A 13030-nucleotide genomic window follows, 5' to 3' on the forward strand; every position below is an offset into this window, starting at 1 on the left:
TCTATTCTTTCATTACAAGCCTTGCAATAGATATGTCCGTCTTTTTCATAGTGCGTTTCTTTGTTGTAGGTAAAATCTGTACCCTCTATTTTTGTAGTTACCATATTTTGATTATCTCTGTTATTCATAACTTTCATTCTCCTTTTTCCTGTTAAGTGGTGGAATGCGTTTTAAGGCTTGTTTTTTGTCTTATCCATATTCTGTACCTCTTTTGGCTTTAACGCTCTAAAAACACCTTTCCACCTCGTTATATGATAGTTATAGACTGTCGCTATCCTCATAGTCGGTTGAGTAGGTTTTAGAACTTACATTTTGAATGTTTTTCTGTGTTAGTTTCTCTTTGTCCTGTTCATACCAATTAAGGATTGTTACATAATGGTCTTGATAGTCTTTTCCTGAACTTTTGATATATCTTGATAGCTTTTCAATCATCGTATCTGTATGAGCTTGCAGCTTACCTTGCAACTTTTGGTATTCTTCATCGGTTAAGCGGATATTTTGATATTCTCCATAAAGGATTGGGGGTAGGATTTTGTCCTTTTCTTTCTCTCCCTCTTTCTCTAACTCTATATCTATCTCTTTCTCTTTCTCTTGTCGGACACCAAGTAGACAAGGTGAGGACATTGTCCTATCTGTTAATACTTTTCTTTGCTCTCTGTATCTTCTTTTTTTAGCTGCCCAGTCTGTTTCCGTTCCAATTAGATTTGGTAGTTCTGTAAGAAAATACTCATCTTCCGTTATAGCTTCTAACAATCCTACTCTTTCTAAATATTGAAGAGTTAATGCAATATCATCTTCTGCTTCGTCAATCACAAGTGCCAACTCTTTAATAAAACTTTCATCAACCTTTTCAAAATATAGTTTCCCCTCATCTCTTAGGCTTAGTAAAAGTAATTTCAAGTAGATAATTGTGTATGTTCCGCCTGCTGATATTTTTCTAAGTCTTCTCATACGAATATCTGCAAAAAAGTCTTCTTTTAACTTTAGCCAATAATATCTTTTATCCGCCATTTTTATCTCCTCTCTTTTCTTATGAAAAGGTAGTAACAAATCGTTACCCCCCTACCATCGTGAAACACGACATCAGTTATATGAGTCCCTAAAACAAGGACTTGTCTTACACCCATATTCCCAAAATGGAAATGTGCCTTATTCTATAAAACAATGTATCAGCTTATACCTGCGTTCCCATAATGGGTACGAAGCCTTATGCATTGAAACAAGGTGTCAGCTTATATGACTGAATGATTTGTTCACCCACTTAAATGTTGTCCTATTTTAGGATTTCATCTTTCTTCATTTCTGTAATAATCTTTTGTTTTTTCTTTTCTCTGCTCATATTTTGCACCTTGCTCTTGGTATTTTTTTAGCTGTGCAATAACGCTCGGCTTTTCTCCTCTCTTAATTGCCTTGTCTATCTCAATGGATAAATCTATGCCATAATCATCATTAACAGTCTTAACTGCATATTTGATATGGTTAATACTTTCGTATTCTTCTTTGATGGATTGAGATTGATTGTTTAGCTTGGTAATTTCATCTTCAAGATTTTCAATTTCCTTTTGCCAATCTTTAGACTTGATAGCCGATGAACCTGTTATCTTTTCAAGGATTGCCCTTGCTCTTTTGTACTTGTCTATCTGTTCTTTATGGGAATTGTAAAAGCTATCTTTGAATAGGCTCTTGCTGTTCCATTCCTCAAAGATTTGTTTGTTATCCTTAATGATGTCTGCATATACAAAACACTTATTTAGGCTTTCTATTCTTGTAGTTTTAGCCTTAATGTCTTGACTGATTTTCTTGTTTTGGGATTGTAAGGTGTTTATCTTTTCTTGTAGGTCAGCTATGGTTCTAAGGTTATTGTCTTTCAAATAATAGATTGCTTTTACAAACCTTTTAAGGTCCGCATTTCCCTTTTTTATCTGTCCATAGTAGGATAGATTTTTTGTTTTTTCTCCCTGTATATCATTGTAGATTGAGATGTATTCATAGAGATTAAAGAGTTCTGCTTTGTTATCTATTTCATCTTGCCTTGTCTGTTTATACTGTTCGTACTTTTCAAATAAGGCTTTTGAAAAATCACTTATCCAAGATGTGAGTTCTGTAATTCTTTCTCTAATAGCTTTGACTAAGGAATTATGCTTTTTGATTTCTCTGTTGATATTCCCTTTATCCGTTTCAATACCTTTTCTTTCTAAGGCACTGGCACTTGCTCCTAAATGAATGGTTGGGATTTCTTCTACGCCCTGTCTTTCAAAGGAACGATGGTCTACTCTTTTTTCAAAGTTATTTTTCTCTAAATACTGATTGCAAAGAGTGGCAAAACTTTCTCGCCATTTCTCTGCGTTACCTCTATCGTTCCAGTCTGTCAGCTCAACTTTTCTTGTTTTCGGTTTCCCATTTTTATTTAGAATTTTATTGCCATAATCATCAAGAATATATTCTTTTTTTGACTTTGCTTGCCACTGTCCTTTTTCATTTATCGGTCTAAGGGTTGTCATTATATGAGCGTGAATATTGTTGTTACCCTCATTACTTTCATCGTGTATGGCAAGGTCTACTATCATTCCTTTTGATACAAAGTTCTCCTGTATGAAGTCTGTAATGAGTTTCTTATTTTCTTCAAAGGATAATTCTTTTGGTAGGGATATGATAAAGTTTCTTGCAAGCTGGGCATTGCTTGCTTTTTCGTTTAGTTCAACAATATTCCATAGAGTTGCTCTATCTTTTAGGTTAATTGGTATGTTTTCCGGCAAGAATATTTCTGAATGAAGTAGTCCTTTTTTGTTGTGATAGTCGTGGGTTACTCCGTCCCATTCATTTGTTATTTTTTCACAGGATATATAGGCTGCACTTGCGACTGCACTTTTACTTTTTCCTCTACTTATCATTGATATACTAAAGTGAAAATTGTTTGCCATTTGTATCATCTCCTTATTTTTTTGTTGTTTTAGATGTCGGTATTAAAAATACTTTTGATTTTCTGTAAACTGAATGAGCGTTTTGAAACGATACAATAGAAAAAGCCGACTATACTTTTAACTTTTGTTGTTTCAGTATGTCGGCTTAATGTAAGCTATCCGTTTCAAATTTTTATTGTCAAGGGTGAGCGATAGCTAATGCACTGAGGCTGCCCCAGCCAATTACCTCCAACGAAAATTTATTTGAGTTGTTGAGATAATTAGGCGAGGGTATTACCCTTGATGATAAAAAAGCGAATGGATTATATTCAGTTATCTTTTGGTCTTGATATAGAAAAATGCTTCAGCTTTTTTCTTTGCTCCCTGCAAGGGTATTAGCTTCGCAGAACGCAAGGACACCTAAAGGGTGTATAATTGCGCCCTTAGAAAATCTAAGGGATTGGCGATTATACTATTGTCCTTGCTTTTTTATATTTAGTACCTAACAGAACGATTTGTTCAGTCATCTTTTTTGAAATACTTCTTGTAGGATACTTTTTATTTCCTCATTGGTTTTCTCGCTTGCTCCCTCGATAAAACTTTCAAGAATTGCTCCTCGTTCTATCAATCTATGGTTTCGCTTTTTTCTCTCTTTAAGATTTGCCATTTTCTTTAATTCTTTTTCCCTGTTTTGAAGCTGAACTAATTTCTTTTCGTATTTTTCTTTTTCCTCTTGTTTACTTTCAATCTCTGCTTTTATCTTTTTAAATTCTATTTTGGTATCCATAAAAATCATCTCCTTTCAAATTTTAGGCATAGAAAAAGCGACTAAGATTTCTATTTCTTAATCGCTTTTTAGTACTAAATACTTTTACCATTCTATATCTTTTGAAATATCTTCAATTTCTTGATAGTGGCTCTGTATTTTTAATCTTTCTCTTTGCTCAAGTTCACGATTTCTTTTTTCTATTTCTCTTTCTTTTGCATTAGCTTCATTTACACATAGTAGCAATGTATCTCTATGATAAGATTTAACTTCCTCAATGGTAGTTCCATTTAAAATAATTTTATCACCTATTACGCTTGCAATTTTAGGTCTGTGCATTGTTGTAAATCTTGGAGGACACTTCCACGATTGAATAAATAATTCTTCCCACAATCTACTCGGTATCCTTGAAAGCTTGAACGGTATTTTATATAACGCCGAACCTCGTGTGCCATCCATTTTCGGCACAGTAACTTCATTAGTTATAATGCCAATAATTTTTATTTCCTCATCTTCTTTACTCGCTTTGTCTGTATTAACATTTTTATTAAATATAGGCATAACGCCAAGTTTGGGCTTGCTTTTTTGCCCATAAATTGTAGCAAGGAGATCTTTTAAATTTTCATCAAATTTATCATCACTCTTAAAGTTTATACCAAGCTTTCCAAGCAGGTAAGTTGGTAAACATTCGTCTATTTGTCCTTTTCTAATTATCGGTATAAACTTTTTTTCATTTTGGTTTTGAAATAATTCTCCTGCTATAATATGCCCCTCATATCCTACACCGCTTTTTCTATTATTTGCTTTTTCTTTATAACTCGGTGTACAAATAATCAATATATAATCCGCATTTGTTATTTCTTGTTCCATGAATTGTGGCAGTCTATCTCCCAGTTCTAAGTCATACTGGTCTATATGAGTATCTACACCATTTTCTATTAAACAATTAGCAAGTCTTTTTGTCCATTCAATATGTTCTTCATCTTCCCATGAATATGAAATAAAAACTCGTGGTTTGATAGTATCTATATAACTCACCTCCAGTATTTTAAGCTAACCAATTTAAAGCTTTCTCGGTTACTTTGCTATACCACTCTTGTTCATCTACTGAGTTGTTAGCAATATCTTGAGAATATTTAAATAAATTCTCAACATGTTTAGGATTAGGTATATAATCTGCTTTATAAGAATCTTCTAACATCTTTTCAAATGTACTTAGCTCGACAGGAACTATTACCGATTTACCACCGTAGAATTTTATATTTGTTTTGTGTAACATATAAAAATGGCTTATACATGCTTCATTAATTTTAGGAGCAACAAATAGGCAATAAGCATTTTTATCACTATCTTTTTTTAATTTAGCCAAATGCCTTGTTACTGGTTCCCCTTCCATTTCATACTGCCTTGCTCCCGAAGCCATAGTAACTTCAACAGTCAGTCCAAAATCACCATAATCACAAACAATATCTGCAATATTGCCTTGTGCCGTAGACATAGGCTCTCCATTATCATCAAATTTCAAATTTGCAACTATATGTCCACCATCAATCATTGTCATTGCTCTCCAAGTATTCCACTCAAGCATTAAAGGAATATCATATAAATCTTTATTTTTTATATCAGTAAATACATTCACTATATCATCATATCTCTTATAGTCCTTTATTGATTTCACTTGTGAATCAAGAATATCAACTTTTCTATTTTCTCTAAGAACATATAATTTATCTTTTAATTCTAAAACAGATAATTTCTTTAATTCATCGTATGGCAACCTATCATATTCTTGTATTTTTTTAATCAGATTTTCAACATCATCAGTAAACAATTTAGGAAGTAAAGGATTAAATAAGTATTTTTTATATTTCTCTTCATCTTCTGCAAAAATTGGTTGCTTATCAATGCTGTTCAAAATAAATTCCATTTCTTCCTTTTTTTCAGGAACAATTGATAAAGATTTGCCACGCTGAGATATATTAACCATACCTGTTGCTCTAATATATCTAAAGCAAGCATCCGTATAATCTCTCATTGTAGAAGCTTTTGTTTTCACAAAATTTTTTATACTACTATCATTAGATTCTCTTAATTTTGTTCTACCATTTTTTATATCTTCTGCAAAAATTTCAAGTACAATTTTTTGTAGATATTTGCCTCTGAAAACTTTATAACTATCAGTCGTTTTTCTTCTTTCTATTCTAAAATTCTCAATTTTATTAACAACCTCGTCAAATCTATTATAATCAGTCATCTGTAACCCAAACAGCATTACTTCATCAAAACTAAGCGACCCAAACTTTTGTATAAGCCTAAAAATTTCTAAATATGGTTTAACATTAAAAATGTTATCTTCATTCGCACTCTTAGTATGGTAAGGAGATGGTAATTGAAATTTTAATAATTGTCTTAGTAAAACTTCTTCTTTGTTTTTTGAATGCAGGAACTCTTTACCAGCTTCTGTTATACTAATATTAGGTTTTAAACTAACAAATCCTAATGCCTTAGGACTCCTGGTTACCCTATCTCTTGCAGCGAAAGCTAAATCTTTTGCACCTGTTCCCTCAAAAAAGTCTCCTTTAACTAAAGACTCCATAAATTTAATTTGATTATCTGTATTCCATTCCTTTCCTTCAAACTCATTAAATAATACCTCTATTTCTGGTAACATCTTCATAGGAGTTCTTGGAGACGTTGTGAAAAACAAATATCTACTTCCTGTTAAATTTGCCACGCTAATCACCTTTCTAAAAATTCGTAATCAGAACATGCTTGGCTTCTGATTTGAATCTATTCCTAATATTTACTGAATATGCCTTAGCATATTCATGCACAATCATATCACCATATAGTTCCTCTATTAACGGCGTTTTGCTAATAACCATAAGTGCCTTAGCATTCAAACGCCTAAAATCTTGTGCTAATTGTCTATGCATATCTTCTGTAAATCCATCTTTAGTTTCTATATTTCCATAGTCACTAAAGACACAATCATACGGCGGATCTAAAAACAAAAAATCATCTTCATTTGCCATAGCAAATATATCTTTATAGTTAACAGAGTATATTTCGCTCTTTTTTAATAATTCACTATGCTCCTTAGTAATGATTTCTGTATTAAAGTTTTTATAGCGTCCATAAGGAACATTAAATTTACCATCTTTGTTATACCTTATCATCCCTGAGTATGCCGTCTTATTTATATAGTAATACACAGTTGCTACTTGCAAATCACTTTTTGTATTTCCATTAAAAATATCCCTCATTTTATAATAGATAGCTTCATTTTTATCATCAACATGTTTCTTCAATGTCGTTTTCTTTAAAAAATCAAACTCTTCTCTATTTTTTTCATATTCTACTTGGATTTTTTTTAATTCCGATTTTACATCAAGAAAATCATTTCTAATTCCTCTATAGAAATCCATCAACGATATATTTATGTCATTGATAATTGCATTTTGTGGTTCTAAGTCAAAAAACAAAGCACCACCACCAAAAAATGGCTCAATATATCGACCCTCAAAAGAAGGTATATATTTTTTTATTTCTGATAACTCTCGTGATTTCCCTCCACGATATTTCAACATCGGTTTCATATTCTATTCACCTTTTTCAATATTCATTATATCGTTCGGAGTGCAATCTAAGGAAACACAAATTTTAGCGATATTCCTTAAAGATATAAATTCTCCTTTACCCATATTAGCAATACAATTAGCTGACATATCTGCTATTTCCATTAAATCTTTCTTCTTCATTCCCTTATATTCTAATAAATTCCATAATGGCTGATACGATATTTGCATTGTAATTTCTCCTTTTGATATTTTTTGGTATAACAAAAAACTTGCAAAAGTGCAAGTTTTTAATAATATACATTTGTTAAGTTTTCTTAACTATTACCGTTTTTCGGTATCCCTGCCCTTTTCAAAACCTTTAGCTTTTCCTGTTTTTTCTGCTCTCGCCTTGCCTTATACCTTTCCTCATATTCCTGTTGTTTTCCGTTTGCTTTACGCTTTAGATAATTTTGATGAAGCCTGTCCTTTCTCTCATTGATTTTGCGTTCTTCTTCCTCAAGCTTTAATCGTTCTTCTTCGGTCAATTCTTCTTTTGGCGGTTCATAATTTCCGATAAAGTTAAAATATATCTCTATCTTCTGTTTTGAGTTTTGACTGCCTTTCCTATCCCTTTCGTGAATGATAATCTTCTCTACAAACTCATTTATCATAGTATTTGTAAGTTCATCAAAGTTTTCATAGCGATTGATAAGAGATATGAATTTTCTTGCTCTGTCTGTTTCTTTTTCATATCTTGATACCTGTTGCTCTAACTCCTTAATTTCTGTGCTTAAAGCTCTTTGCTCTGTTTCGTATTGGCTATTAAGTATCTCATATCTACTGCTTGGTATTTTTTCAAGTATCATATCCTCGTAAATACGACACATAAGCCTTTCTAACTCTTGTATTCTTGCCTTATTATCAATCAGTCTTGCTCTTTGCCTTTCTATCTCCACCTTTTCCTTTTCTTCCATTTCATTTTGAATGGAACGGATAAAGGCTTCGTTATCTTCATCAAGGTATTTTTTAATGTCTTTTAGCGTTTCCTGTATAAGATTTAGTACGGCTTCCGCTTTTATCCTGTGAGCTGATGGACAAAGTGTTCCACAAGGTACTTTTGTGTAGGCACTGCAATTGTAATAAGGGATATTCTTGTAATTACTTGTCCTATGAACATACATCTTACTTCCACAATCAGCACAATACATTAGTCCTGTTAGTGGGTGATATTCGCCCCAACCATCTGGGTATCTTTTTACATTTCCTCGTATTCTTTGTACATTATCAAAGGTTTCTTGGTCTATGATTGCTTCGTGGGTATTTTCAAATATCAGCCAGTTATCTTCAGATACATATTTACTTTTCTTATCCTTGAAGTGCTTCCTTGTTTTGAAGTTGACTGTATGTCCTAAGTATTCTTTTTTCTTTAAGATACTTGCTATTGTAGAGCTACACCAACGATAAGGATGTTCAAAATTTTTGCTTTGATGTAGTCCGTAGCCTAATTTTTGTTGATGATAAGATGGTATATCTATTTTTTCTGCTTCCAATATCTTTGCTATTCGATACGGACCATTGCCTTGCATGGTCAGGTTAAATATTCGCCTTACTATCTCTGCTGCTTTTTCATCTACAATCCACTTATCTTTGTCTTTTTCATCTTTGATATAGCCATAAGGTGGAGAACTTGCCGTATGCTTTCCACTTTCTCCTTTTGATTTGAACGTCGATTGTATTTTTCTTGATGTATCTCTTGCATACCATTCATTCATAATATTTCTAAAAGGGGTAAAATCATCTTCTCTGTAAAAACTGTCTACATTGTCGTTGATAGCAATTAGTCTTACGCCCTTTTGTCTTAATATCTCCATACATTGACCGACTTTTAGATAATCTCTGCCGAGTCTACTCATATCTTTTACGATGATACAACCGATATTTCCACTGTTTACTCCGTTCATCATTGCCATAAATCCCGGTCTGTCAAACTGGGTTCCGCTAATTCCGTCATCGGTAAAATGAATGATGTTGAATAGATTATTTTTGCTTGCATATTCTTCAAGAATTTTCTTTTGATTGACGATCGAATTGCTCTCGCCTTGTAGTTCATCATCTCGGCTTAACCTTTCATACAAAGCGGTTATTTTCTCATAACTTCTCATGATTACCTCCTTTCGCTCAAATTCTTCAATAAAAAAAGAATTAAGCAAAACATTTTTCACTCAAGTAGTGATGAAGTGTTCTTCTTAATTCTATTACTCCGGCAGCCAATTTGTACTTTTTATATTGCTTCACTGCAAAGTGTGTAGGCTCTTTCTTTTCCAGTGCTTCAAAGAGTCTGTCTATCGGATTCATATAGGTTTCATCATCTTCCCTTACTTCCGAAGCATCTATCATATCGAGAAGTGTTGCAAAGTTCTTTTCTTCCCTTGGGGCTTCATAGAAGATGTAGCCAATAAGTGCTGTGTAGTAGAGTTTTTCGGCTTTCACCCAAAAATCTTCGCCTGATTTTTCTCCCTCTCCCTTAGTATTTGCGATGATTGTCTGTACTAATTTTAGTATATCTTTTTCACTTCTAAGATAAGCAAAGGGATTGTACTTCATGCTCTTTTTGAAGTTGATGGTATTTAGGATTTTTATCTCATATCCGTTATCTTCAAGCATCTTACCGTACTCAAGGACTATAGTTCCTTTTGGGAAGATTTGTCAAGGACATAAACAAAATTTTTTTGATAAATTTATATCTTCTCTGTTTCTCTCTTGATTAGCTTTAGTATTTTATCCTTGTATGTTTCCCCTGTACCTTGCTTGAAATGTAGGTTTACGGTGTATTTTGTTTTTCCAATATCCATTATTAACTGTTTATGTTGTGGTTCTTTTATTACTCTTTTTTCTTCTTCCATGTGTCCTCCTTTCCGTTTTTAAGCAAAGAAAAAACAGCAAACCTTTTTGATTTACTGCTTTCGTGTTAGCTTTTATTGAATTGTTAGTTTAGCAAGCTAAAAATATCCTACTTGCAATACTCTTTTATTTTATCGGCATATTCAGTCAAAAGATTCTTTGAATAAATTTTTTCATTTCTTGAATTTCTGACTTCTTTCCAAAGAATAGAAGCTACTTTTAATTTGCTTGAGTAGTTGCAACTATTTTCGTCTGCACAGAAATCCTTTAAAAATTGATTCCATTGACAAACCGAATTATCATACTTTGCATAATCTGATTTCCCATAATAAACTTTTAGCATATCTTGAATTGTAAAACTCAAATCATTTTCTCTTTTTACTTTTCTCCAAACTGTTGCCATATCAGCAGTAAATTTAAATGGTGAGATACCTGTTAAAACAGCGAAATATTCTCTGAACTTTGCATTAAAAGAAAAACCACATTCAAGTAATGGTGTATCTAAAGTAATATTTTCCACTTGCTTCTTTTCATTTTTTATTGATGATTTTTTAATCAAATTGCCCTTAAAGTATTGCTCAATAATATAATTGAGTTCCTGTTTTGTGCCTCTATATTCTAATCCTAATGACTTGCATATCTGTGAAAGTTCTTCACGATACCAATAGTATTTAGTAAATTCATCAAACGATGTAATTTTGTCAAACTCAGGTCTACTTTCCATCAATATTTTATCTCCTCAAAACCAATTTACTTTTTCATCTCTAAATAATGGTGTTTCACTCTCTTTGTAAGGATTGTAGTTGTTACAATTACAACCAAACTCTTTCAACGCTTTTATCTTATTATCGGCTGTCCAAACAATCAAAGAGATACCGTCAAATTCTTCAACTTTCCCCTCATTCATTTTATTTTTGAAGTGCCATTCTACAATAGTTTGATTATCCTTATGAAAAAATTGCTTTATATCCCACGCAAGAACTTTTCCTCTTGTATTCCACTCATTAAACCAGTGCTTTACTGTTTGCCGATTTTCATACTTAGGACACCAACTCTCAATATAAATCACATCATCCAAAAAAATATCATCTATTCCTAAGTCTTGTTGTGTAAGCCACATATCAAACCATAAACGAATGATTTTCTCTCTTTCATCCATGAATTTAAGCACCTCCAAAATCAAATACTTGTCTAATATCATACCATTTTTTCGCTTGATTTTATAGGTCTAACTCGTTCCGTTTTACCTGTGTTAGTTGCTTTGAATGTTCCTGTAACTGTTCAATACAAGTCTTAACTTTTTCAGCCTGTTCTACTTCCTCTCGTATCTCTAATATTTGATTGTATAGGCTATTTTTCTCTTTCTTCATATTGGCAACTTCCGATTTCCATTTGGATATATTTAAGGTCTTGCTTTCTCCTAAATATTCTTTCAGATATTTCTTGGCACTTTCAAACAAAATAATCTCTGCGGTATGCTCATTGTAGAAAGTATCTTGTTTGTTTTTCTTTAGCTTGGTATAAGCTGTATAGGTATCTTTATGCTTCAAATATTTTTCGGCGTGGTCGATAAGTTGTACTTTATTGTCAATCCGCTTTTCGGTATCTTTAATAGCTCTTGTGGTCTTGTAGTTCTTATCTCTTAAAGTAACTATGTTTTCTTTCAGTTCAGATACGGAAATGATATTTTTCTCTTTTAAGAATTGATAGCTTCCGATGTATTGTTCTAAATCTGTATTATGGTTATCTGCATTTTTACGGATAAGATTTTCAAAAACGGATAGCAAATTTTCTTTGAATGGGAGGGTAGATTTGAGATTATCAGTTTCTGCCTTTTCTTCTTTTCCTATTCCTCTTATCCAATTTAGTAAGGCTTTTATTCTTCTTGCAATCTCTTTTAATATCTTATTCTGATGTTTGATTTCTCGGTTGATATTTCCCCTGTCGGTAGTTATTCCTTTCTTTTCCATTTGGGTGGCTGATACGCCTAAATGAATGGTCGGTATTTGTTCTATGCCCTGTCTTTCATAGGAACGGTGATCCACTTTTTCCTGTATGCTATTTTCTTCAAGATATTTATTTGTAATATCTGTCCATGCTTTTCGCCATTGCTCTGCTTTGTCTTGTTCGTTCCAGTCCACTGTATTGATTTTTCTTGTTTTGAAGTTGCCATTTTTAAGTTTTACTTTCTCTCCGTTTTCATCAAGTATATATTCCTTTTTTGATTTTGCTCCCCATGTTGTATCTTCGTTTAGCGGTCGCATAGTTAATAGAATATGTGCATGTGGGTTTCCGTCATTTTTATCATGTAGGGCAATGTCGGCACACATACCAACTTTCACAAAATTTTCTTTTACATACTCTCTTACAAGCTCAATCTGTTTTTCCCTGTCTAATTCTTTGGGTAAGGCAACTTCAATTTCTCTTGCAAGCTGTGAGTTTTTACTCTTTTCGATTTTCTCTACGCTATTCCATAATGTTCCTCTGCCTGAAAATTCCTGTGGTGCATTTTGAGGCAATAGGATTTCTGTATGGGCTATTCCGCCTTTTCTTGTAAAGTCGTGGACTATGCCGTCATATTCGTTTTTTATCTTTTCGCCACTTCGATAAGCGGAAGCTGCTACTGCACTTTTGCCTTTACCTCTTGAGATAATCTTTATGCAAAGATGATATATCGCCATAAGAAAAAACCTCCTCTCTTTTTGATGTGGGCAAGGTGGCGATGATAAAGACTTACTAAAAAAATCGGATTGTTTTTATCCGATTTCTTTTGGTAAGTACACAAGGGGTAGGAAATTTATTTCCGTAGGGGAGTGTAGCTCCCCTGTATCAGCTTTAGCTGATATGCTCTCTGCAAGAGCCTTCGGAGAACGCACACACCCTTTAGGGTGTATAAGTGCGCC

12 protein-coding genes and 1 pseudogene are annotated in these 13030 nt (G+C 33.0%); all 13 read right to left on the reverse strand.

Annotation, left to right across the window (positions count from 1 at the left end; all coding sequences use genetic code 11):
- Nucleotides 1–258 precede the first annotated feature (258 nt).
- A complete protein-coding gene (locus HMPREF0581_RS00130) occupies nt 259–1011 on the reverse strand; it encodes a phage replisome organizer N-terminal domain-containing protein (protein ID WP_036379230.1) in 753 nt (250 codons plus the stop codon).
- 275 nt (nt 1012–1286) lie between these two features.
- Nucleotides 1287–2921, reverse strand: a complete 1635-nt coding sequence (mobQ, locus tag HMPREF0581_RS00135) for a MobQ family relaxase (RefSeq protein WP_036379232.1) — start codon at nt 2919–2921, stop codon at nt 1287–1289.
- 502 nt (nt 2922–3423) lie between these two features.
- The gene (locus HMPREF0581_RS00140) at nt 3424–3687 is read right to left on the reverse strand and encodes a DUF3847 domain-containing protein (protein WP_036379234.1); all 264 of its coding nucleotides are present in this window, start codon (nt 3685–3687) and stop codon (nt 3424–3426) included.
- An 84-nt stretch (nt 3688–3771) separates the two neighbouring features.
- Nucleotides 3772–4704: a toll/interleukin-1 receptor domain-containing protein gene (locus HMPREF0581_RS00145; RefSeq protein ID WP_242835175.1), complete on the reverse strand. Its 933-nt coding sequence runs from the start codon at nt 4702–4704 to the stop codon at nt 3772–3774.
- A 10-nt stretch (nt 4705–4714) separates the two neighbouring features.
- The gene (locus HMPREF0581_RS00150) at nt 4715–6400 is read right to left on the reverse strand and encodes an AlwI family type II restriction endonuclease (RefSeq protein WP_036379237.1); all 1686 of its coding nucleotides are present in this window, start codon (nt 6398–6400) and stop codon (nt 4715–4717) included.
- A 13-nt stretch (nt 6401–6413) separates the two neighbouring features.
- Complete coding sequence (locus HMPREF0581_RS00155) at nt 6414–7265, reverse strand: DNA adenine methylase (RefSeq protein ID WP_084645284.1); 852 nt, start codon at nt 7263–7265, stop codon at nt 6414–6416.
- 3 nt (nt 7266–7268) lie between these two features.
- A complete protein-coding gene (locus HMPREF0581_RS00160; protein WP_015691091.1) occupies nt 7269–7475 on the reverse strand; it encodes a helix-turn-helix domain-containing protein in 207 nt (68 codons plus the stop codon).
- Between the two features lie 86 nt (nt 7476–7561).
- Nucleotides 7562–9388: a recombinase family protein gene (locus tag HMPREF0581_RS00165; RefSeq protein ID WP_036379241.1), complete on the reverse strand. Its 1827-nt coding sequence runs from the start codon at nt 9386–9388 to the stop codon at nt 7562–7564.
- 40 nt (nt 9389–9428) lie between these two features.
- Nucleotides 9429–9923, reverse strand: a pseudogene (locus HMPREF0581_RS00170) (type IV secretory system conjugative DNA transfer family protein); the annotation flags it as partial.
- A 41-nt stretch (nt 9924–9964) separates the two neighbouring features.
- Nucleotides 9965–10129 (reverse strand): transposon-encoded TnpW family protein, encoded by a 165-nt coding sequence (locus HMPREF0581_RS00175; protein WP_006627244.1) that lies wholly within the window; start codon nt 10127–10129, stop codon nt 9965–9967.
- Nucleotides 10130–10236: 107 nt separating this feature from the next.
- On the reverse strand, nt 10237–10854 hold the full coding sequence (locus tag HMPREF0581_RS00180; protein ID WP_207637003.1) for an SAP domain-containing protein: 618 nt from the start codon (nt 10852–10854) through the stop codon (nt 10237–10239).
- A 12-nt stretch (nt 10855–10866) separates the two neighbouring features.
- A complete protein-coding gene (locus HMPREF0581_RS00185; RefSeq protein ID WP_006627246.1) occupies nt 10867–11286 on the reverse strand; it encodes a nuclear transport factor 2 family protein in 420 nt (139 codons plus the stop codon).
- 61 nt (nt 11287–11347) lie between these two features.
- Nucleotides 11348–12808, reverse strand: coding sequence for a MobQ family relaxase (gene mobQ, locus HMPREF0581_RS00190; protein WP_036379251.1), 1461 nt, complete (start codon nt 12806–12808; stop codon nt 11348–11350).
- Between the last annotated feature and the right edge of the window lie 222 nt (nt 12809–13030).

This window comes from Mogibacterium timidum ATCC 33093, assembly GCF_000525775.1.
In the GTDB taxonomy this organism is placed as follows: domain Bacteria; phylum Bacillota; class Clostridia; order Peptostreptococcales; family Anaerovoracaceae; genus Mogibacterium; species Mogibacterium timidum.

Bases quoted from the DNA above. Each gene is read 5' to 3' on its own strand.
- HMPREF0581_RS00130 (WP_036379230.1), bottom strand. From the start codon at position 1,011: ATGGCGGATAAAAGATATTATTGGCTAAAGTTAAAAGAAGACTTTTTT.
- mobQ (WP_036379232.1), bottom strand. From the start codon at position 2,921: ATGGCAAACAATTTTCACTTTAGTATATCAATGATAAGTAGAGGAAAA.
- HMPREF0581_RS00140 (WP_036379234.1), bottom strand. From the start codon at position 3,687: ATGGATACCAAAATAGAATTTAAAAAGATAAAAGCAGAGATTGAAAGT.
- HMPREF0581_RS00155 (WP_084645284.1), bottom strand. From the start codon at position 7,265: ATGAAACCGATGTTGAAATATCGTGGAGGGAAATCACGAGAGTTATCA.
- HMPREF0581_RS00160 (WP_015691091.1), bottom strand. From the start codon at position 7,475: ATGCAAATATCGTATCAGCCATTATGGAATTTATTAGAATATAAGGGA.
- HMPREF0581_RS00165 (WP_036379241.1), bottom strand. From the start codon at position 9,388: ATGAGAAGTTATGAGAAAATAACCGCTTTGTATGAAAGGTTAAGCCGA.
- HMPREF0581_RS00175 (WP_006627244.1), bottom strand. From the start codon at position 10,129: ATGGAAGAAGAAAAAAGAGTAATAAAAGAACCACAACATAAACAGTTA.
- HMPREF0581_RS00185 (WP_006627246.1), bottom strand. From the start codon at position 11,286: ATGGATGAAAGAGAGAAAATCATTCGTTTATGGTTTGATATGTGGCTT.
- mobQ (WP_036379251.1), bottom strand. From the start codon at position 12,808: ATGGCGATATATCATCTTTGCATAAAGATTATCTCAAGAGGTAAAGGC.